The organism is Flavobacterium rakeshii (genome assembly GCF_009741375.1).
GTDB classification, from domain to species: domain Bacteria; phylum Bacteroidota; class Bacteroidia; order Flavobacteriales; family Flavobacteriaceae; genus Flavobacterium; species Flavobacterium rakeshii.
Window position 1 is genome coordinate 118,317 of the sequence record NZ_WOWP01000011.1, and the last position, 22,999, is coordinate 141,315.

At 37.2% G+C, this 22,999-nt stretch carries 19 protein-coding genes; 4 read left to right on the forward strand and 15 right to left on the reverse strand.

All coding sequences use genetic code 11. The features are described from left to right. Positions 1 to 72: 72 nt before the first annotated feature. The 3 genes from GN157_RS03130 to GN157_RS03140 all read left to right on the forward strand — a co-directional run bounded on the left by GN157_RS03130 (position 73) and on the right by GN157_RS03140 (position 3,735). A complete protein-coding gene (locus tag GN157_RS03130) occupies positions 73 to 2,094 on the forward strand; it encodes a thioredoxin domain-containing protein (protein WP_157481669.1) in 2,022 nt (673 codons plus the stop codon). A 2-nt stretch (positions 2,095 to 2,096) separates the two neighbouring features. Further along, positions 2,097 to 2,933 carry a mechanosensitive ion channel family protein gene (locus GN157_RS03135; protein WP_157481670.1) on the forward strand — a complete coding sequence of 279 codons (837 nt, stop codon included), beginning with the start codon at positions 2,097 to 2,099 and terminating at the stop codon, positions 2,931 to 2,933. A 124-nt stretch (positions 2,934 to 3,057) separates the two neighbouring features. Further along, complete coding sequence (locus tag GN157_RS03140; protein WP_157481671.1) at positions 3,058 to 3,735, forward strand: hypothetical protein; 678 nt, start codon at positions 3,058 to 3,060, stop codon at positions 3,733 to 3,735. Positions 3,736 to 3,740: 5 nt separating this feature from the next. Here the strand turns inward: GN157_RS03140 and tsaB are convergent, their stop codons facing one another. From tsaB to GN157_RS03155, 3 genes are read right to left on the reverse strand one after another with little or no spacing between them, the layout of a single operon-like run. After that, positions 3,741 to 4,403: a tRNA (adenosine(37)-N6)-threonylcarbamoyltransferase complex dimerization subunit type 1 TsaB gene (tsaB, locus tag GN157_RS03145; protein ID WP_157481672.1), complete on the reverse strand. Its 663-nt coding sequence runs from the start codon at positions 4,401 to 4,403 to the stop codon at positions 3,741 to 3,743. 26 nt (positions 4,404 to 4,429) lie between these two features. Further along, on the reverse strand, positions 4,430 to 5,725 hold the full coding sequence (locus GN157_RS03150; RefSeq protein WP_157481673.1) for an efflux RND transporter periplasmic adaptor subunit: 1,296 nt from the start codon (positions 5,723 to 5,725) through the stop codon (positions 4,430 to 4,432). Between the two features lie 6 nt (positions 5,726 to 5,731). Next, positions 5,732 to 7,096, reverse strand: a complete 1,365-nt coding sequence (locus GN157_RS03155) for a TolC family protein (protein WP_157481674.1) — start codon at positions 7,094 to 7,096, stop codon at positions 5,732 to 5,734. Positions 7,097 to 7,234: 138 nt separating this feature from the next. Here GN157_RS03155 and GN157_RS03160 point away from each other — a divergent pair, with 138 nt between their 5' ends. Further along, positions 7,235 to 8,623, forward strand: coding sequence for a DUF4403 family protein (locus GN157_RS03160; RefSeq protein WP_157481675.1), 1,389 nt, complete (start codon positions 7,235 to 7,237; stop codon positions 8,621 to 8,623). An 18-nt stretch (positions 8,624 to 8,641) separates the two neighbouring features. On the opposite strand, the gene GN157_RS03165 is transcribed toward GN157_RS03160, so the two are convergent. The 12 genes from GN157_RS03165 to sov all read right to left on the reverse strand — a co-directional run bounded on the left by GN157_RS03165 (position 8,642) and on the right by sov (position 22,996). Then, the gene (locus GN157_RS03165) at positions 8,642 to 8,878 is read right to left on the reverse strand and encodes a hypothetical protein (protein WP_157481676.1); all 237 of its coding nucleotides are present in this window, start codon (positions 8,876 to 8,878) and stop codon (positions 8,642 to 8,644) included. Positions 8,879 to 8,890: 12 nt separating this feature from the next. Then, positions 8,891 to 9,481, reverse strand: coding sequence for a DUF420 domain-containing protein (locus GN157_RS03170; RefSeq protein WP_157481677.1), 591 nt, complete (start codon positions 9,479 to 9,481; stop codon positions 8,891 to 8,893). 1 nt (position 9,482) lies between these two features. Then, entirely contained in the window at positions 9,483 to 10,109 is a 627-nt protein-coding gene (locus GN157_RS03175; protein WP_157481678.1) for an SCO family protein, read from the reverse strand. 5 nt (positions 10,110 to 10,114) lie between these two features. Continuing rightward, positions 10,115 to 10,780, reverse strand: coding sequence for a hypothetical protein (locus GN157_RS03180; RefSeq protein ID WP_157481679.1), 666 nt, complete (start codon positions 10,778 to 10,780; stop codon positions 10,115 to 10,117). An 81-nt stretch (positions 10,781 to 10,861) separates the two neighbouring features. After that, the gene (locus GN157_RS03185) at positions 10,862 to 11,212 is read right to left on the reverse strand and encodes a cytochrome C oxidase subunit IV family protein (RefSeq protein WP_157481680.1); all 351 of its coding nucleotides are present in this window, start codon (positions 11,210 to 11,212) and stop codon (positions 10,862 to 10,864) included. Positions 11,213 to 11,232: 20 nt separating this feature from the next. After that, positions 11,233 to 12,219 carry a cytochrome c oxidase subunit 3 gene (locus GN157_RS03190; RefSeq protein ID WP_157481681.1) on the reverse strand — a complete coding sequence of 329 codons (987 nt, stop codon included), beginning with the start codon at positions 12,217 to 12,219 and terminating at the stop codon, positions 11,233 to 11,235. A gap of 47 nt (positions 12,220 to 12,266) precedes the next feature. Continuing rightward, a complete protein-coding gene (locus GN157_RS03195) occupies positions 12,267 to 12,851 on the reverse strand; it encodes a cytochrome c oxidase subunit 3 (RefSeq protein WP_157481682.1) in 585 nt (194 codons plus the stop codon). Between the two features lie 2 nt (positions 12,852 to 12,853). Then, positions 12,854 to 13,756, reverse strand: coding sequence for a heme o synthase (gene cyoE / locus GN157_RS03200; protein ID WP_394350054.1), 903 nt, complete (start codon positions 13,754 to 13,756; stop codon positions 12,854 to 12,856). A gap of 253 nt (positions 13,757 to 14,009) precedes the next feature. Further along, the gene (gene deoC / locus GN157_RS03205; RefSeq protein ID WP_157481684.1) at positions 14,010 to 14,753 is read right to left on the reverse strand and encodes a deoxyribose-phosphate aldolase; all 744 of its coding nucleotides are present in this window, start codon (positions 14,751 to 14,753) and stop codon (positions 14,010 to 14,012) included. A 39-nt stretch (positions 14,754 to 14,792) separates the two neighbouring features. Further along, the gene (locus tag GN157_RS03210) at positions 14,793 to 15,095 is read right to left on the reverse strand and encodes a VanZ family protein (RefSeq protein WP_197429384.1); all 303 of its coding nucleotides are present in this window, start codon (positions 15,093 to 15,095) and stop codon (positions 14,793 to 14,795) included. A gap of 55 nt (positions 15,096 to 15,150) precedes the next feature. Then, the gene (gene gcvH / locus GN157_RS03215) at positions 15,151 to 15,531 is read right to left on the reverse strand and encodes a glycine cleavage system protein GcvH (RefSeq protein WP_157481686.1); all 381 of its coding nucleotides are present in this window, start codon (positions 15,529 to 15,531) and stop codon (positions 15,151 to 15,153) included. Positions 15,532 to 15,592: 61 nt separating this feature from the next. After that, the gene (gene sov / locus GN157_RS03220; RefSeq protein ID WP_157481687.1) at positions 15,593 to 22,996 is read right to left on the reverse strand and encodes a T9SS outer membrane translocon Sov/SprA; all 7,404 of its coding nucleotides are present in this window, start codon (positions 22,994 to 22,996) and stop codon (positions 15,593 to 15,595) included. Positions 22,997 to 22,999: the final 3 nt, after the last annotated feature.

Below are 22,999 nucleotides of genomic sequence, written 5' to 3' on the forward strand. Positions count from 1 at the left end.
TGTTTGAGTTTTCTTAAAATACATTGTCTCCCGTTCAAAAATCCCTAATTTTACAGCTTTTATAACCAGCCTATGAACGAACTTCACTTTGAAACAAGTCCGTATTTACTACAACACGCCAATAACCCTATACATTGGAAAGCATGGAATGACCATGCCCTGATAAAAGCCCGGGAGGAAAATAAGCTCATCATATTAAGTGTAGGATATTCGGCCTGTCACTGGTGCCATGTAATGGAACATGAAAGTTTTGAGGACAGCGAAGTGGCCAAAGTAATGAACAGCCATTTTGTATCGATTAAAGTGGATCGTGAAGAAAGACCCGATGTTGATGCCGTATACATGAAAGCCGTACAGGTAATGACCGGTCAGGGAGGCTGGCCCATGAATGTGGTTTTACTACCCGATGGCAGGCCGGTTTGGGGAGGTACCTATTTCAAAAAGGAAAACTGGATTGCATCACTGGAACAACTGCACCAACTTTATGCAACCGATCCTAACAGAGTAACCGAATATGCCGGAAAGCTGATCGAAGGCTTACAGGCTATGAGCCTTATTAATACAAATGAAGAGGAACACATGCCTGACCCCAATGCAATAAGACCACTAGTTGAAAAATGGTCTAAAAGTTTTGACTGGGATTTTGGCGGTTATGCGCGTGCTCCTAAATTTATGATGCCTAATAATTACCTGTTCCTGCAACGTTATGGGCATCAGGCACAATCAGAAGATCTGCTTAATTTTACCAATCTTACCCTTACCCGTATGGCATATGGCGGACTGTTTGATACTGTAGGTGGTGGGTTTTCAAGATATTCGGTAGACATGAAATGGCATGTACCCCATTTTGAAAAAATGCTTTATGACAACGGGCAATTAATGAGCCTGTATGCCGAAGCATACAAGCGTACCAAAAACCCATTATACAAAGAGGTTATGGAGAAAACTCATCGTTTTATTAGCGACGAACTTACCACAGCAAATGGTGCCTTTTACAGTGCGCTGGACGCCGACAGTCCCGATAACGACGGACACAGTGAAGAAGGTGCTTTTTATGTATGGGAACAACAGGAACTTCAGCAATTACTAAAAGATGATTTTACTGCCTTTGCAAAGGTTTTTAATATAAACGATTTCGGGCACTGGGAAAACGGAAAGTATGTACTTATACAAACCGAGCCTATAGAAAAACTGGCAAAAGAACTGGGGTACTCACCTGAAGAATTAAGCCGTAAAAAGAAAGAGTGGGAAAATATATTATACCGCGAGAGAGAAAAAAGAACCAAACCGGGGCTTGACGACAAAATACTTACCTCCTGGAATGCCATTATGCTAAAGGGATATGCCGATGCTTATAAAGCCTTGGGTGAAGAACAATATCTAAACGCTGCACACAAAAACGCGTTATTTATAACCGAATACCTTTGGGATCCTGAAGGGTTTTTATGGCGCACTTATAAAGACGGTAAAGCAAAAATTGAAGCCTTTTTAGAAGATTATGCCCATGTGGCAGATGCTTTTATAAGTCTGTATCAGGCTACGCTTGATGAGAAGTGGCTACTTTATGCCAAACAGCTAACCGACTATACGCTCGAAAATTTTTATGACGAACAGAAAATATTCTTCGCTTATAATTCGCAAAAGGCAGAACAGCTTATAACCCCACATTATGAAACCGAAGACAATGTAATCCCGGCATCAAATTCGGTTATGGCAAATGTGCTGTATAAACTAAGTGTGATTTTTGATAATAGCTACTACGAAAAAACAGCCCTGCAAATGCTGCACAACATGATCCCTAATATGGATTACCCATCTGCATTTTCCAACTGGCTTAACCTGTGGCTGGATCTTTCGGCAGATAATAAGGAACTGGCGGTATGCGGTACAGAGGCAACAACGTCAATTAAAACCATAAACAGTGAATACCTGCCACATGTACTGATAGCAGGCAATACAGGTGAAAGCAACATACCAATACTTAAAAACCGCTTTGTGAAAGACAAACAGCTCTTTTATATTTGCAAAAATAAAGCCTGCGAACTTCCGCATACCTCAATAAGTGAAACTCTAAATAATTTAAAAATAAAATAGAAATGAAAAATTTTGAATCATATTATGACTGGTTTGTAAACTTAGTACTTGAGTATACTCCTAAAATCCTCGTAGCAGCAGGTATACTTATAGGTGGTTTAATAGCCATTAAACTTATTAGAGCTATTATCGTAAAAGTAATGAAGAAAAGGGAAATGGATCCCACTGCGGTACGTTTCCTTTTAGATATACTTACCTGGGCATTAAGAGTAATGCTGTTTATTACAGTAATTGGAGAGCTCGGTGTACAAACTTCTTCATTTGTAGCTATACTGGGTGCTGCAGGTTTAGCCATAGGTTTATCACTACAGGGATCACTATCTAATTTTGCCGGAGGGATATTAATTATCACTTTTAAGCCTTTCCGTGTAGGTGATTATATCGAAGCACAGGGCGAAGGCGGTACTGTAAACGAAATCCAGATTTTTGCTACTAAACTTACCACTCCAAGCAATCAGGTTATTTACATTCCAAACGGATCACTTTCTAACGGTAATATTAAAAACTATTCAAAAGAATTAACCCGCCGCGGTGAAATTATTGTTGGTGCCGGATATGGCAGCAACATGAAACACGTAAAAGATGTACTGACTAAAATTGTTGCAGAAGAACCTAAAATACTAGACGAACCGGCTCCTATTATCAGGGTTAAAGCGCTTGCAGATAATTCGGTTAACTTCCAGATACTGGCTTGGGCTAAAAATGAAGATTACTGGCAAATGCTTTCTGATGTTCAGGAAAATGTAAAATTAATGTTCGACCAGGAGAAGATAGAAATACCTTTCCCTCAAAGAGATATTGTTATAAGAAATCTGGACACAAAAAATCTGCCTTCTTAAATAATATATTCAAACATAATGCGTTAAAAAAACGCAGGTTTAATAAAACGGCACATTTGTTGCCGTTTTTTAACATAAAAACCTAAGCATATTACCTATTTTTGAGCATAAAAAAACTATAAAAATGAAATTAACTAAATTACTTGTAATCCCATTCCTATTTTCGGGTGCTTTAATGAGTGCCCAGCAAACCACTTACAATTACCAAGGTGGACAAATTGGTTACATAAATAACAAAAAAGCAGACAGTGAAGTTGCACAAGGTTCTCAATATTTTTCTGAAAGATTCATGCCTGCTATTGTAAACGGAGCAAAAGATGTTGTTTTAGTAAGATATAATGCTTACCACGATGAAATTGAAGTTCAGGTTGATGGTGAAGAAATGGCTCTTAAACCGGAAAACAAACAGGTTATTGAGCTTAAAGGAAAAGATCTTAGTTACGAATACCTGCAATACACAGATGAAGAAGGCACTAGTAAACAACGTTATCTTATTCCTGTGAATAAAAGTGATAAAGTAAGTATTTACAAAGAGGAAAGCATTTACCTACAACCGGAAGAACAACCTACAAGCGGTTACGGAAGATACAAAGCTCCTCAGTTCAGAAAAAATGATATTGAGTATTACATTCAGTTTAACAACGGAGAAATAGTACACATGTCTACTAAGAAAAAAGATATTTTAAGCCTTGTACCGGGTAAAGAAAAAGAGATAAAAGCCTTTATTAAGGAAAACAAAATCTCTACTGATGAGGACGAAGACCTAAAGCAACTTGCAAACTATCTTGGTACTCTTATCTAAGATTATTATTTATTTACAATAAAGTCTTTTAAATAAAAAGGCTCGAAATAAGCGACATCTACAGTGTCGCTTATTTTATATTTATTATACGCTATACTGCACATTTGTTTAGCCGACGGAAACAATGCCTCATCATGATAAACAAATTTATCATCTGTTAGTACTTCTTTACACTTAGCAACCCCATCACCTAAAAGATGAACTTTCCCGCCAAGCTCAGTAAATAATTCTTCGGTTATTATTTCAGCTTTGGTCTCCCTTAGCTTATTGTAGTTACTGTCAAAAATGGCTGTATAAGCTTCCATTCTTCTGGCATCAATCATAGGTAAAAGATACTCACCTTCTCCAACCTCAATATTCCTTGCCAGTACCTCTAAAGTATCTACCGCTATTAACGGAATACCTAAAGCATAACAAAGTCCTTTAGCTGCCGAAACACCTATACGTAATCCGGTATAAGACCCCGGCCCCATACTTATGGCTATTGCATTTAAGTCTTTAATTTCCTTATTGGCCTCAGCCATACACTCTTCAATAAAAACATGCAGTTTTTCGGCATGCAGGTATCCCTGAGCCGCTATTTCTCTTGCTGCAATCACCTCTTCGTTTAAAGACAAAGCTACCGAACAGTTTCTGGTAGCCGTTTCAATATTAAGTATTAAAGCCATTTCTATCTCCTGCCTTCTGTATAAAATTACTTTTTAGATGTATCCTGCTTAACCCTTACCACATCATTTGGGTTAAGCTCTTTTGAAACTAACGTATAAGGCCCTGTAATCACTTCATCACCTTTTTCAAGCCCATTTACCACCTCTATGTTAGTATCGTCCTGTATACCCGTTTTAATAGGCTTAAGGACAGCTTTACCTCCCTGGTTTATAAATACACATTCAAAACGCTCATCCAGTTTACCTGTTTTCTGCTCTTTTTCCTTGCGCTCCATCTCGGCAATAACATCTTTTTTAACCGATGTGGTATCTGTTTTTATAACTACGGCGCTAATTGGCACTGCAAGTATATTTTCCTTACGCTGGGTAATAATTTCAACTGTAGCTGTCATCCCAGGCCTGAAAGGTGAGTAATTAGATGCCTTACCTTCGGTCATATCTTCATACGACTCTTTCAGTATTCTTACTTTAACTTTAAAGTTAGTAACCTGATCGGCAGTAAGATCACTACTGGCCGAATTTGATATACTGGTCACAACACCTTTAAATTTTCTTTTTAAGTAAGCATCAACCTCAATATCGGCTTCATCCCCTATTTCAACCTTAACAATATCGTTCTCGTTAACATCAACTTCCACTTCCATGTTATTAAGGTTTGCTACCCTTAAAATTTCGGTACCTGCCATTTGCTGAGTCCCTACAACACGCTCACCCAGTTCGGCATCCAGTTTTGATATGGTACCGTCTACAGGTGAATATATGGTTGTTCTGTTTAAGTTATCGCGTGCTTCGCTAACTGTAGCATTAGCACTTTGTACATTAAAGTAAGCCGATTGCTTTGCAGCAACTGCCACCTCATAAGCCGAAACGATTTTATCCCACTCTGATTTAGATATTACCCCTTTATCAAAAAGCGACCTGTTTCTGTTATAGTTTGCCTCTGCTTCCTTTAACTGAGCTTCAGACTGACTCAGCCCCGCCTTAGCGGTAGATAATGCAGCAGCACTCCTGTTAACGCCAGACTCATATAAATCAGGATTAATCCTAACCAGTAAATCACCTTTTTTTATAGCCTGTCCTTCTTTTATAGGCAGTTCAATTATCTCTCCCGAAACCTCAGAAGATATTTTAACTTCCACCTCAGGCTGTACTTTTCCTGTAGCCGAAACTGTTTCGGTAAGTGTTATAGCTTCCACTTTTGCAGTTTCAACCTCTTTACCTTCTTCTCCTTTACCTATAACTCCTTTTTGCTTTAAAACAATAAGCAGTACTACAACAACAGCAGCAGCTCCTAATAAATAATATAATGACTTTTTAGACATAAGGTTTTAGTTTTGAGTAATTGGTATACCGAAATAGAATTCTAATATCTTAACTTTAAATATATAATCGTACTTGGTTCTAAGCACTTCACTTTGTGCGTTAGCCGAAAGTGTTTGAGCCTGATTTAGGTCAAAAACATTAATAAGCCCCACTTCATAGCGTTCTTTAGCATAAACAAGCGCTTCTTTTCTGGCATCTGCCGCCGATACGGCTGCCTCATAAGCTTTTTGCGCTCCCTGTACATCTGTATAAGCAGTATACACGTTACGCTGTAAATCCAGTTCTTCCCTTTCATAAGCCAGTTTGGAACGCTCTAAGGCTATTTTAGACTTTCTCACACTATTACGGGTAGAAAAACCATTGAATATCGGCACACTTAACTGAAAACCGAAAGAATGCCCTTTATTATCCCAAAACTGATTCCAGAATGGCGGCGGTGTAATACTTACTACCTGTCCGTTTTCAAAAGAAGAATAATCAGCATAGGTAACCCTAGTGTTCAGATTATAAAATCCGGTAAGTGTAGGCTGGTATGCCGCACGCGCAATTTTCACATCTTGCTGAGCCACTTCAAGATTGGCCTGGGCTATTTTAATTTCTGTACGCAGTTCTCTTGCTTTATCATATACCTGCATAGGTGTATTTAGCATCACTTCACTTTCACTTAAGTCATATTCCTCATCGGCTATATCAAATTTCCAAAACTCCTCCAGCTGTAACAGCTGTGCTAGGCTAAGTTTAGAAATAAGCAATTGGTTTTCTGACTGGATTACTTTTTGCCTGTCGGCCGCAACAGTTGCTTCAATATCTAAAAGATCACCTCTAGGCACCATACCTCCTTCAACAAGATCGGCAGTACGGTTTTTCTGTTCCAAATCAACTTTTAGCTGTTCCTGCTGTACTTTTAAATTCTCTTTATTAAACAGTATTTCAAGAAATGCATTAGCCACATTGAGCGAAATATCTTCTTTCATTTTGACCAATTGATACTGGCTTGCCACCAACGCCATTTTTTGCCTGCGGTATTGCTTTTGGTTTAAAAGTCCTTTGTACAGGTCAATACTGGCACTCGCACCGGCATTGGTAAACTGGGTAGTTTGCTGTTCAAGGATACCGGTAATACTTTGGGTTAAACCTATGTTCCAAAAGTGACTGGCATTAGCATTTACTCTTGGTAAAAAATTCCCTGATGCATCACTTTTATTTACAGCAGCTAACTGAACATCAAGTCCGGCTTCCCTTATAGATATGTTTTTTTCGAGGGCATAATTTACACACTCCTCCAGCGTCCATTTCTTTTCCTGAGAAAAGGAGACAAATGCCGAAAATGAAAAAAACAATAAAAAAGTTATTCGTAGGTTGGTTTTCATAGCGTAAAAATACGGGTTTCACAAAGGTATTTAATTTATTTAAAGTAAATACCCTTGTACTCTATACTTTTAGTCGACAAGATATGGTAAATGTTACAAATTAACCCTTACATTAGCTAAAAAAAAGCCGCACACTTAATGAAAAAGTTACTCGTGTTTAGTCTGTTAGCTACCATACTTACAGCCTGCTCCACAACAAAACATATACAGGCACTAAAGCCCGAACCTTCAAAAAATACACCAACGGTTTATGAAACCACAACATCGTTTATAAACCTACCCGTTACCATATCCCTGAGTGATATTGAAAGCCAGCTCAACAAATTTTTCACCGGACTTATTTATGAAGACAATAATATTAACGATGATGATATAGCCCTGAAAATATGGAAAACCGCTCCCATAAAATTTACTGATGAAAACGGAAAACTAAAATCAACAGTACCTATAAAAATAAATGCTAAAGTAAGATATGCCACATCGGCATTAGGGATAAACATTCAGGATACACGGGAGTTTGACCTCAATGCCATTGTAACTATGGAAAGTAATATTGGGTTAACCAACTGGGAACTCAAAACCGTTACCAGCCTGGAAAAAATTAAATGGCAGGAAAGCCCAACCACAACTATTGCCGGACAGAAAGTAGCCATTACCTACCTTATAAACCCTGCAGTAAAACTCTTTAAATCTAAAATTGAAGAGATGCTGGATAACGCCATTAAAGAAGCTACCAACTTTAAACCAAACGTACTGGATGCTCTCGACAAAATAAGCACTCCGTTTCTCTCTAACGAGCAATATGAAGCATGGTTTAAACTCAACCCAATAGAACTTTATGTGACCGATGCTGTTTTGAAAAACAAACAAATCACTATGGACATGGGACTAAAATGCACTATGCAAACCATTATAGGTCAAAAACCAAACAATACTTTTAATAAAGATAAAGTTGTACTGAAGGCTGTAAGCAAAATGCCCGATAAGATTAATGTAGTAGTGGCAGCAATATCGACTTACGAAAGTGCCTCAAAAATTATAACCAAAAACTTTAAAGGGCAGGAATTTGGATCCGGCAGCCAGAAGGTAACCGTAAACAATGTTGAACTATGGCATAAAGACGGAAAAATGATAATAGCCCTAAACATGTCGGGCAGTATTAACGGAACTATTTACCTTTCAGGATATCCAAGTTATAATACCACAACACAGGAAATTTATTTTGACAGGCTGGATTATGTACTGGACACAAAAAGTGTTTTAATAAAAACCGCAAACTGGCTAGCAGAAAAAACAGTATTATTGAAAATACAGGAGAACTGCCGATACACTATAACCGAAAACCTAAATGAAGGCGAACGAAGCCTTGCCCCATACCTGGACAATTATTCACCAATGCCGGGAATATTTGTAAACGGAAAACTAAACGGTTTTGAGTTTGATAAAATCGTGCTTACAGACAATGCTATTATAGCCTTTATAAAAACTTCAGGTACTATGAATATAAAAATAGACGGCATGAAGTAGCCGTCTATTTTTATATTATTATTCTGCCTTAGCAGTTTTCTTTTTCCTGAGTTTATAAACTGCAAATCCTACGAGACCTACAAGTATGTAAGGGAATGCCATAAGGTATACTATACCGTCGTTAACCGCCTCGGGTTTTATACCACTGTCACTACTCTCTAAAGCTGCCCTACACATTGCACATTGTGCCTGTGCACCCGCAGAAAGAAACACCACCACAAGCAGCAGTAAATATTTTTTAAGTCCGTTATTCATAACGTTCTTTATTTAATAGTTATAATAAGGCGATATCATCAAATAAACCACCACTCCTGTAACTGCAACATACAACCATAACGGATAGGTAATACGAGCCAGTTTTCTGTGCCTTAAAAAGCTTTTTGACAAAGCCCTCACATAAGTTAACAACACAAGCGGAATAATGATTACAGAAAGCGCTATATGAAACAAAAGGATAAACAGATAAATGTACCTTGAAAAGCCTACCTCGTTTTGTTCAGAAAGCTCTAACACGCCATTATGATTAAAGTCACCAAATACAGTAGAGTCGGCGGTCATATGGTACGCCACATACATTACTAAAAACATACATGAAAGAGTTATGGCAAACTTCATAAGGTTTTCATGTAACTTTTGTTTACCTCTTCTAATCGCCATAACAGCTACTACAAGCACCACAGCTGTAAGACCGTTAATCCCGGCATATATAGGCGGAAGGAAATACAAAGGTTCTACATCAAAACCAAAATCCTTAAGCTTAACACTAAAAAGCACTGCAACTGCTAAAGGGATTACTATTGATAATAATATTATCCAAACCCTGTACTTTTTTTCAACACTTTGAGCTGCTGTATCCATATTATTCTGCTAATAATTTTCGTATATCTTCTTTGATTGCCTCAACACCTTCTTCCTCCAGTCCGTCATAATACAAAATAGGATTACCATATTGATCTTCCCTGCATCTTATATTACCCTCCTTATCAACAAGAGCAAACAAACCAGAGTGTTCAAAACCTCCAGGCACTTTATCGTTTTGACCTGCATAAAGGTTAAAACCTTTTTCAGCAAGGTTAAAAATATAATCCTTATCTCCCGTTAAAAAATGCCAGTTATAATGTTTAACTCCTAAATCTTCGGCGTGTTGCTTTAATACTTTCGGAGTATCATACTCCGGATTAATAGTAATAGAGGCTATACCAAACTCAGGATTTCCATAATATTCATTTTGTATCTCAACCATATTCTGGTTCATCACAGGGCAAATTGTAGGACAGGTAGAGAAAAAGAATTCTACTACATATACCTTACCCAGATAATCTTTATCAGTAATGGTTTTGTTATCCTGATCTGTCAATTCGAAAGAAGGAACAGGCCCTATCTCTACCAGATCAGATTTACTAAAGCGTTCTCCTATCTCTTTTACCGCCCAAATACCAAAAACCAGGACAATAAACGATATACCTATATATGATTTATTTTTCATTGTAATTAGATTTCTCTTTTAACCCCTTTACTCGTATTCTTTTTCAGGGCAAGTCTGTATTCCCTTAAAAGGATTTTTATATCATCGGTCATCTCATTATGAAGTTCGGCTGCAGAAAAGGTATTATAGCCATCCATAACATTATTACCTTTTTCACTTTCAACCTCACCGTTTCTTCCTCTTAAATTCCTTTTTTTATCTATAATATAAACATAAAACGACCCATAATCTTCATCAAGAGGTTGTTTGGTTTGTAATGACCTGTGAAATGCCTCTATATTTTCGGGCTCAGTAAAAAGAAATCTCCATCCCGATAAATCACTCATTCGTTTCAAATCAGAAATAACCTGTTTCACCTCTTCGTCACTACCTTTAGGAAGCAACATCACCATTTGAAAATCATCAAACTCGGCACATTTATTATAAATCTTCTGATTCAGGTTAAAAAGGCTTTCTTTTCTCTTTGTAAGATCATCTCCGGGAAAACCAACTACGGTTATCTTATCCAGCAAATGCACCTTCATACCATTTAGAGTAGTCCCTTCCGGTAATTCATCAACATTTTCCACTACCGTAGATAAATAAAGGGAGTTATGCTTTACCATTGAGAAGTAAACATAAGCTGTTATAGGGAATATAAGCAGCAGTATAAGGACAAACTTTTTTTTCATAATATTGAGGAGAAGTTTCCGGGTACAAAAATAAAAAAAGGCGGTTGAAAAACCGCCTTTTTTATCGTTAATATGTGCTCTTTAGAATATCCATTTATATTGAGAACCCTGGAACACATCAAATACATAATTACCTTCTATAAGTAAGATGAACACTAAATAGATAATTAGAAATACCAGTGGAGCTACAATAGACCATCTTAAATTAGCCTTCTCCCCTTCAAGGTGCATGAAAGCCCACATGATATAATAAGCCTTTACTACTGTAAGGATAATAAATATCCAGTTAAGCAGGTGCATTTTAAACAAGTCAGTTTTGAAAAGGAAATCAGGTTTTACAATACCTAATGCTACCTCTACAATTGTAATTACTGACAGTAGTCCGAAAACGGTCCAGATTCTTTTTGTATTGGATTCGTGAGTATGTGCCATGACATTAATACTTTTAACAATTAAACAAGATAGAAGAATGTAAATACAAACACCCAAACTAAGTCTACAAAGTGCCAGTAAAGACCAACTTTCTCTACCATTTCATAGCTCTTTCTTCTTTCATAAGTCCCTAATAACACGTTAAGGAAAATAATGATATTAATCATTACACCAGAGAATACGTGGAAACCGTGGAAACCTGTAATAAAGAAGAAGAAGTTTGCAAACAATTTGTGACCGTATTCGTTTCTAATAAGGTTAGCACCCTCAACTACATATTGAGCATCTTTAATCCTTACCAGAGATTCTTCTCTTGAAAGTACTGTCTTATGTTTATCTTTAATTACTTCTGTTCTGATTAAAACTTCAGGATGTGCCTCAAGTCCTTTAGCAACCTCTTCAACAGTAAAGCTTGGTAAAGCTGCAGCATCTTCAAACCAAATACCATGACTTCTGGTATTATTTATACGGTCTGTTTCAATGTGAGCAGCAAAATCAGCAAGTTTCACTCTTTCGTAGCTACCATTTTCACCTTGTTTAACAAACTGAAGAATCGCACCACCTTTAGTTTCAATTGCTCCATATTCACCTTTAATGAAGTTTTTCCACTCCCAAGCCTGAGAACCTAAGAATATAAAACCTCCTACAATGGTAAGAGCCATATAAACAGCAACCTTTGTTTTTTTCAACTGGTGACCCGCATCTACGGCAAGCACCATGGTTACTGATGAAAAGATCAGGATAAATGTCATGAACGCTACATAGTACATAGGTGCATCAACACCATGCATAAACGGAAAGTGATTAAACACCTCATCCGCAATAGGCCATGTTTCTATAAATTTAAATCTTGAAAAACCGTAAGCTGCAAGGAATCCTGAGAAAGTTAGAGCATCTGATACGATGAAAAACCACATCATCATCTTGCCGTAACTCGCACCCATAGGTTCATTACCGCCGTCCCATGTTTTACCTGTAGTAGCTGAAGAAGTAACTGTCGCTGCCATAAAAGTTAGTTAATTATAAAAAGTTTCCAAATTTACATTTTTTTTTATTAATAGAAATACAAAAACAAAAACAAGTAAACCCACAAAACATCGAGAAAGTGCCAAAACATCGCACCTAACTCTATACCAAGCGTTTGAGAAGGGTTGTATTTTTGTTTAAAATGATTATAAATTACCACCAAAAGCACAATAAGCCCGGCAAAAAGGTGAGCCATGTGTACTACAATAACAATGTAAGCAAAAGATGTTGTCACTGTACTCTCGCTACCGGTGAAAAAATAACCACTTTCTATAATCTCATTAAAGCCGTTAAACTGGCAAAAAACAAAAGTAATACCTAACGCCAGTGTAGCCAAAAGCATTGTACCAGCCATACTATTATTACCTTTTTTTACAAAGGTTTTTGCCATATGAAACGTAATACTACTTAAAACAATAACTACAGTACTGATTAAAAAAGCCTGCGGAAGTTTAAAATCATTAAGCCAGTCGGGTCTTGATGCACTCACAACATAAGCACTCGTTAAACCGGCAAAAGTCATAAACATACTAATCATAGCAAACCAAAGCAGCATTTTCTTTGATTTTGCATTTCTTTCCATATGCTCCTGGGCAGTCATTTTCTCTACCATAATTATCTAATAAATTTATCTATTACATATATCACCTGTAACAGGGAAATATATGATACACTTACCAACATAAGTTTTCGGGCAGCAGGCCCATCCATTTTTTTATAAAGCTTAATTGCATAAACAAGCATCCATACTCCTACAAGTAACACAATAGCTGCAGAAATATAGCTTAGTTTAAGCTCACCTGTAAACCCTGTAACAGGAAGCAATGATGCTAATATTAACCAAACAGTATATAATATGGTATACAAAGCCGTTTTCTTATCTTTTTTCCTTGTAGGAAGCATAAAGAAACCTGCCTTTTTGTAATCGTCATATAAAAACCAGCCAATAGCCCAAAAGTGAGGAAACTGCCAGAAAAACTGAATCATGAACAGTGTACCTGCCTCAATACCAAAATTATTTGTTGCAGCTACCCACCCTAACATATAAGGTATAGCCCCAGGAAAAGCCCCTACAAATACAGCAAGGGGTGTTTTGGTTTTTAACGGAGTATAAACACTGGTGTAAAGAAAAATTGAGATTGCCCCAAACATAGCTGTTTTAGGATTAATAGCATAAAGTATCCCTATGCCTAACACAGTAAGCAGACAACCTAACCAAAAAGCATTTTTTACAGATATTTTTCCGGAAGGAACAGGTCTGTTTTTCGTCCTGTCCATAAGGGAATCCAAGTCTTTTTCTATTATCTGGTTAAAAACATTTGATGCCCCAACCATGCAGTAACCGCCTATTCCAAGTAAAATAAATGTAACCCAGCTAAACGGATTAGCATCAGAAAAGCCTAACAGGTATCCTGCCATAGACGAAAAAACAACACTTACCGCAAGCCTTGCCTTGGTAATTGCTGTAAAATCTGCAAATAAAGACTTAACGGAAATAGGTTTTTCAGTAGTATCCAAAGTAATTTTCATTGTTTTCAAAAACTGGCGCAAAGATACTTGAAAAATTGCTTTTCATCAAAGCATTAGCTTTTTAAAAAGGGATTTTCTAAAAAAAATATTTTTTTTCACTACCCAACGCAACCTTTTGCAATAAATACGCATCTATATATATACAGCTGCTAAGGTAGTGCAGGTGTAACGAAAAAGAAAAATTGGGAAAAATTGCTATGAAAAAGAAACCTTCCTCCATACCGGGAAGGTTTTTTTGTTTTTAGTATTCACCTGAAACCTGTTCTCCGGCAATTATTTCATTAGCAGAAGAAGTACCTATACGTTTTACCCCCAGCCTTATCATTTGTTGAGCTTCATTATAATTACGTATTCCTCCGGCAGCCTTAACAGGTAACGGAAACGAATTTTCAAGCATGAGCTTAACCGAATGAACTGTGGCTCCGTTAGGCTTATCACCCTCCGTTTTATAAAACCCTGTCGATGATTTCACAAACACATTAAAGTAATCAGACTCAGAAAAATGAGTCAGCACAATATTTTTAATCAATACAGTAATAGATATAATATCTTTATCTGACAAAGCTGCCACCTCAATTATCCATTTCACTACCTTTTTATGATCTAAACACAAACGGGTACACTCAATCACATCAGCTTTTACCTTCTCTACATCTCCCCTCTTAAAAGCTTTGTAATCGATTACAAAATCAAGTTCATCAGCACCTTCCTGTATACTCTTATTGGCTTCATCCAGCTTTTTAAACAATGCACCCTCACCTTCAGGAAAATCAACAACGGTTCCAACCAAAACTTTACTCTTTTCAACAGAAAGCAACTCCTTAACAAAAGGAACCATTTCAGGCCTTACCATAACTAATTTACAACCATAAACAACAGCATCCTTAACAAGTTTTTTTACAATCTCTTTGTTTTCGTTAATGGTAATACCTGCCATAGCAGGAGTTTTTAAATAGGTAGAGTCTATATATTGCCTTACATTCATACTATTAAAATAAAAAATCCCGCATTACACGGGATTTCATTATCGCTTATTTTTATTTAAAAGCCAAAAAAGTACAGTTCCTAACAGTGCTCCAAAAGTATTCACAAGAGCATCTGTAACATCTGGACTTCGCGTTACCGTAAAGAGTTTTTGACATAGCTCAATTACAACTCCGTAAAAAACTGCACAGGTAAAAATTAAAAGTCTGACTTTTATATTTTGTTTCTTTTTAAATGCGTAGTTCCACAACAAAACCAGCACAAAGTAAAAAGTAAAATGAACTATCTTGTCTTTATAAGGAACAGGAAATTCTTCAAACTCATTGAAGTTATTAGCAGGCATAAGACACATAACTGTGATTACAACCCACCAGACAATCGCACCCCAAAAAGATTTATTAAGCGCCAATTAGTTCTTTATATTGGTCACTCGTTAAAAGCTCACTTTCTTCCGCAGGGTTAGAAATTTTCACTTTAACCATCCAACCGTCACCATAAGGATCAGAGTTAACTGTTTCCGGTGTAGTCTCAAGAGATTCATTAAATTCAATTATTTCTCCAGATAGAGGTAAGAAAAGGTCAGAAACGGTTTTCACTGCCTCAACAGTACCAAAAACTTCATCTCTATCAAGAGTTTGGTCCAGAGTATCAACCTCTACATAAACAATATCACCTAGTTCTTTTTGAGCGAAGTCTGTAATACCTACAGTAGCAACATCTCCATCAATTTTAACCCACTCGTGGTCTTTCGTGTACTTTAAATCTGCCGGAATATTCATGTTAGTTTATATTTTTAGCAAATGTATGCTGAATAAAAATAATTATAAAATGTTTTTTTTATTAATTTCCAAAATTATACCTCAAAGTAAAGCCCGATCGAATATTTGTTAACGGATAGGCTGTTGAAATAACTGCTTTAGAGAATGAATGGTCATAATAGAATATAGCAGTTAGGTTTTTACTAAACGAATAACTCGCTGTAAACTTAACCGACCATATATTTTGCCCCCCACCTAACTGGTTATTATCATAATCAAGATAACGCACTATGGTTTCGTTTTTCCTTAGAGTAAAGTCGGCCTTCAGGTCAATATCACTCTTAATAACATTAGTTGGATTATCTGCCAAACTGGAATTAATTGTTACATCTTTAATACGGTAACCTAACCCTACAGTATACTCGTTACCTTTAACCTCAGTTAAAAGGTTATTATCAAAACTCATGTTAAGCGTACGGTCTTTTTTAATCTCTGCCAATATCTTAATAGAGTTTTTCATCTCCATATCAACACGTATAAGCGGATTAAACTGCTCTGCAAGGTTAATGTTAGATATAATATACTTATTAACAAAATTACCGTTTGCATCTGTAGATGTTTCTCCATACTCTAAATTAGTTCTATACGAATTAATATTATATGAAGCCCTATATCCGTGTTGTAACGAGAATCGTTTAAACCTATCTTTAAAGTATTTATAACGCATTAAACCGGTGTACTTAATTATCCAGTTAGGAAGCGGAACATCTCTAAACGGACTGGTTTTTACTTTTGATGCATCCTGACCTGAGTAAGCCGAAAGAAAAGCAGGAAGTAATACCGCCTGAGAATTTTTACCATAACCTAAAGGATAACCCGCATTAGCAATACTATATTCACTACCTGCATTACCATCAAGCGGACCGTTATAAACAGGGAAGTTAGAAGTACCATAACGCTGTTCAGCCAGCCTGTTAGCAACTAACAGTCTATTTGTACGGAACTGATCAAAAGCAGCAGATGAATTTACATCACTCTTACTAAATGCCGTTTTAATAAGTATGGTGGTCATCATCATGTTACCTGTTGTATAATGCGATTCAGGAAAATACCTAATAAACTCATCACCGGTAACATCATCAACATAAGGCCCTACATGATATTGTTCAGAATCGTTTTTAGAATAAGTTCTCTCGGCATTTAAATCTATCTTCAAATCAGGGAACAAATCTATAGAAGCAGTAATATTCAACAATCTGGACTTAACCCTTGTAAAGTTTTGGTTATATTTATCATAATTAGTAAGATAACCATTTCGTGCCATTTCATACCTAATATCACCCTGGCTACCAAAAACAAAACCAAGCCCCGGCTTTGTTGTACCAAAGAAACCTATACCCGGTATATAACCCGGCAGTACAGTACCTCTGTTCTCAACATACTTAACATTTATATTTTTTACACTGGTAATCACCCCTATAAGACCATTTAGGAACATATTACCATCGTCTCCTGATTTTTGATTATTAGTAACCTTTTCACCCGGCTTAGGTGCCTGTGGTTTTGGCTTAGCATTTTTAGCTGCTTTTTTACCGGTAAGCCCTATGTATTTATAGAACACATCCATGTTTAACTGAGTATTCAAATTATGAGAACTCGAGTTTTGAATAAGGTTACCTAAATCGTATGTAGTAGAAACACCATTAATAGTTTCAGTAAAATAACGTAAACCATCGGTAGACCTTTGCCAGTTAAAAGTAGTAGTATATGTATAAGTAGGTTTAATAAAACTAAACATAGGCAACTTATTGATAGGAATATCATAATTCATAGTAAGCTGCTGTGTATGCTGGTTTGCCGAACCTATATTCCAAAAATCATCCCATATGGTAAAGTCTTCAATAGGCACATTGTTCTCATCAAGATAATTACGAACAATATTACTTGTAGCCACACTATAATTAAACTTAAGTCCTTTTGACAAGATGTAATTAAAGCCATATTGATAGTTAAAGAAGTAGTTTCTTCTGTAAAGCGGGTTAATAGGAATACCCTCTACATCTACATTTCTAAACTGTTGCCTGTTATACTGCCTTAATATATTAGAACTGAAAGAAATATCAGAAGGTAAATAATTAAAATTAAAATCTCTTAACAATTTCCAGTACTGGCTCTTACTCATAAACTTCGTTTTAGCAAGAGGTTCTATAGGCTTACTATTAAATGCATATCGATAATCAACAGACGCTCTTACCTGCTGATCAAGTAAATCTTCCACTTCATAATCATGGTGATTAGTTTGATTATACGAGTAAGACAGTGTAAAGTTTTCAGGATCGTAAACATGAGGCTTCTGCTCCGGCGATCTGTTCTTTTTAACTCCTATAAAGTTTATACTCTTTGTTTTGGTATAATCAATAGCCCTGTCTTTAAGATTATCTTTTTCTGCCTGCGTTTCCGCTAAATCAACTAATTGATCCAGCCTCACATCCTGCTGGAAAGGATCATATTCCGGTGTGATTATCTCTTCACCTACACCATAGTTAAACGGCAGATTAATACCCCATTTTTTAGGAAGTAACTGACCTAAATTAAGATTTGTTACAATATTATACTGCTTAGCATCTTCCCTGCTTCTTTCATTAGGCCCCTGCTCAATAGTACCAAAACCAATTGTACTTACCCTACCTGTTGCCGAAATGTTTGCAAAATCAGCAAGGTTAGTATCCATACTGGCAAGTGCAGCCATACCACCGTTACTATCCATATCCGAAAGGCGTAGCTCATTAAACCAAACTTCACCTCTTAGGTTTCTGGCACCGGGATCTCCTACTTCATATCCGTTTTTAACACCCACCATTAAAGTACGCACTAAACCAAAGTTAGGATTACCTTTAATCCTTACCGTCATCCTGTCTCCAAGGGATGGATCTAATGTAGAAACGTCTGCATATCTGGCTCCCTCCTGGTCAATAGGAAGGTTATTCTGCATAGCCAAAATTTTTATTTGGGTAAGTAAATCAAGTGGTAAGTTAATTTCATTATCCTCAGGCCAAATTTCTTCAGCCGTAGTTGCATTTAACGAAGTTTTATCAAGCTTAATCTCTACCTGATAGTAGTTGTCAGTAAAGTCATTACCAAATCGGATAAACGCTTTAAGCTCTCCATTTTGTATAGCACCGTTTTCTTCTAATCCTCCACCTCCGCCGGCAGACAATGGTTCTGCATGCAGGAACATTCTCAGCTTTTTAAACTGACGCATGTCTACATTTACATTTTTAAATACAGCACGAGAGTCACCCGGTTCTAAACCACCATCTGTACCCGATCCGCTGGTAGAATAAACCCTTAACGATAACGCCTGCTCATTTTGATTAATAACAGCAGTACCACTATATAGTTGTTCGCGAACAACTCCCGGTGGTGATACATAATTAATAGGTGAGCGCGCTCCGTTTTCCTGCACATTAAGCGATGTAACATCAAATCCGGTTTGAGTATCGCTAGGACTTCCGTCAGGATCAGTATCTTCATCAAACAAGCCTGTATATCTTCTCCATTCACCTCTTACAAGATCTAAGGCTCCAAACCTTAAAGTTATTTCCTCTTTAAAACCGGAAACAAACATTCTCATAAAACGTATAGAACGGGTATTCGTTATACCTCCTACTGCATATTCTTCATCCTCTTCATCCGGCACTTCAATAGGCACTTTATAAAGTAGCCATCTACCTGTAGCCTGATTACTACCTGCATCACCGTTACTACCCGGAACATCAACAGTAAAAGGTCTGGAATCTATAACATATCCCTGCCCGGGCTGCACCCCTGGCTCAATTGGAATTCTATATCTATAGTAAGCATCAATAGTATTCATTGTATTATCCCTATTGATATCTTCTACATCAGGTAGCGAAGTAGATCCCCTGCTGTTACTTGTAACATCTACAGGAGAGTTCCCTTCTGTACCATTATAATTTTTATACCTATTGATCACATCACCATCGGCATCAAGGAAAAACTGATAGTTATCTCCCGAAGGGTCTTCATAACCACCATATCCCTGAGCTGCAAATTTTGCAGCTTCTTCCTGATCGCTTAAACCATCAAGACCAACATCCTGTAAAGCCCTGTTACCCGTATCGGTATCAAAAGCATAAATAAGCGACTGGGAAACCGGAACTTTACTCCATGAAGAAGTAAATGTAGGCTGAGTTCCTCCGGCAACCGGAAGTCCGTTCTCATATTGCTTACGATTATCTTTTAATATATCTTCAGATATTTCACCAAGGTTAATTTCCAGCATACCGGTATTAGTAGGATCTGCTACATCTCCTGCATTACCGGAATATGGGTCAAGAACCCAAAACTGAATATATTCAACATTAGTCTGTTCAAAGTTAGTAGAGGTTATAGATCTCATTATACCTCCCCAGTTTTGCTCTGCCTGAACCTGATCAAAAATACCTCCAGTACCCGCTACTGTAGGGTTATAGTTATAAGGACCTCTTTCCTGTGGGAAATAAGTAAGGTCTAAAGTATTGACTACAGTAGTTTGACCCGGTGCTATATCGGTTACAGGATACAGCTCGCTGTAATACACACGCCTTGTTCTGTTTGAAGAAAGGTCATCATCACTTACACCTGTAGGGCGTTGATTAGTAAAGAAGGTAGGATCTATGGTATACCATGCAAGTTTTGCTCTCTGGTAACCGTAAGAAAGATCATCTACTGGTGGTGCATTTCCGGAAAATAATGTAATTGGCGCACTGGCAAGTGACCATGATAGCGGCGCACGCATATCAATAGTAGTTTGCGACCCTTCAAAATCATCTACATAAGTAGTAGGCTCACTGTTAAACTGATCTGCCTTTGAAGCCCCAGGTTGCAGGTATGCTATTTCTCCCCTAAACGATAAGTTAGAAGGAACATCTGTATCAATATTTGGAAGTTTATTTACCAGTCTGGTAAAGAAAGGTACTTCTGTAGTATACGTAGTATTAAGTCCGAAAATAGTATTATTAACCGATTCCTGTCCGTAATTAGTTTTTTGGGTAAACGGCCTTTCTGCCATGTTTAATAAAGTGGCCCCAACCAAAAATTTATCGGTAAACTTATGTTCAACATATACCCCTGCAAAACGACGGGTTTGTTGCCCGAATACCGCATTGTTTTCTACAGAAACCTCAATAGGTGTATTTGAATTTTGAAGGGAAGCATCTAAAATTTGTACCCTACCTAACTGATAATTCACTGTATAATCCACCCCTTCAACAAGTGTACGACCACCGGCTGTCACTACAACCGAACCCTGAGGAACATTAAATGCTCCCAGAGATATACCGTCACCTCCGGTAGATTTGAACTTACCCCTTAACTGGAATTTATTTTTAGCACTTTCCTGAGATGCATCTGCCTGTGTACTCATGTACAGCCTGCGGTATACATATTTTTCCTGGTTAGCGTTATAGGTGGTTTCATTCTCATCAGAATAATTCTCTAAATCATCTAGCCTTAATTTTTCAAACAGATATTTACCAAATGGTTCTACAGTAGTAAAGATTAATCTACCGTTTTGCGTATCTACAGTAATCCCCGGATAAAAGTCAAAGAAACCGTCACCACCCGGTTGTGGGTCATTAGCATAACTTAACCTATCTACGTTAAATACATTCAAAAGAGGTGTTTCCGAAACACCTGTATCAGGAAACTGATCTATAATATTACCATTAACATCGGTAGCCGGTGTGATATAGTTTAGCGGAGAAGGATCGGTATAAAGGATATTCATTTTGAAATCCTCCTGCTCTAACTGGTAAGCTCCCGGAATTGAATAGATGTTTTTCATCATCAAATCCCAAACCGGCTCATTTACATTTACCAAACTACTCTTAAGCATTTTCAATATAAGGCTTTTGGTACTAACAGCTACATCTTCATTTGGATTATTAGATTCTGTTACCGAAGTAGCATCGGCACCATCGGTAGCAAATTCACCTACCTGATGCACTTCGTCACCGATGGTGTACTGATAGGCTACAGCAAGAATTTCATCGTTAGAAAGTCTTTGGTTTAAGGAAATATAACCTAACTGCGGATGGAATGTAAATTCATTTGAAGTAAGTTTTCTTGCATTTTCAAGCTTAGCATAATCACGTCCTTCGTTAGCATCAAGACCACCTATAAAACTATTATTACTTAATGTAACTATTTCCCTTATAGACGGACTTAAAAACTGGCTATTTCCCTCATCAAGAAGAGAAGGGTTAAGTCCGTTATTCTTATTATCAGATGCCGAGTTAGGGCTCGAAGTAAAGAAGCCTGCCGGAGGTGTACCACTACTGGCAAAACCTACAGCATCACTAGTAATATCAACATTACCATAGTTACTGGTTAACTGTGATTCACCTAAATCCTGAATTGCAATAATATTCCTGGAGTTGTTTTCCTGAGAATTGATTCTGTTCTGCCTGTTAGTTACCCATACTTCCACACGGGTAATTTGTACACGGCTGTCTATTAAAGGATATTGTTTTAATGCTTTATCATAGTTATTTCTAAACCATTGTGAAAGGAAGAAGTGTTTATCGCTATCATATTCGGCAGCAAAGAAACTAAATTCCTGCACTGTACCACCACCCTGAGCGGTTATGGTTTTGGTTTGGGATTTTTGCTCTGAGAAAATCCCCGTTACGGTAGTTTTACCAAACTGAAACTGCGCCTTAACACCAAAAAGGCTTTGCGCACCTCTAACTAACGAGTTAGATAGCGGAAAGCTCACATTACCTACTTCAATTTTCTGGATAATATCATCCTCATCAGGAGTATATTCTAACTTAATAAGGTTTTGGAATGCAAAGGTCGACTCGGTATCATAATTAGCGGTTACCCCTAATTTAGTACCTACCTGCCCTTGTAGACTCATACTAATCCTTTGGTCAAAATCAAAGGTAAAAGTACTTCTGTTTCTTGGTGAAAGTGACGGATTATCCTGCTTGGTATACCGAACTCCCAAATCAAGCTCTACCGAACCCTGAGGTTTAATATCAATGGTATTACCTCCAAATATGGTTTCAAAAAATTTAGAGTTTACATAATACCTCGGAAGCAGATTTTTCTGCTCTTCCTCTGTTCCTTTACCGTCAAGTGCTTTTGATTTTTGCTGATAATATTCGCGAATAGATTCACGCAACACCAACTCCTCATACTCTTCGGGAGTAAGGATAAGCGGATAATTGATATTAAAATCATCTACACTTTCTGTATAAATATATTTATTTGTAACAGGATCATAAGTATAGCCCTGCACTATACTCCTGGGATTTTCAAGCTCTACCCTTGCAGTACTGTAACCGGTAAGGGTATCCTGTTTTTCGTTATCTTCTTCATCATCCTGTGCCTGTGCGGTTAAATTAAAAAATAAGAACAATAGCGAAACAGCCAGCCTTAACTTTATGTAAAAATCTTTAGAGTATTCTGTTTTCAAGGA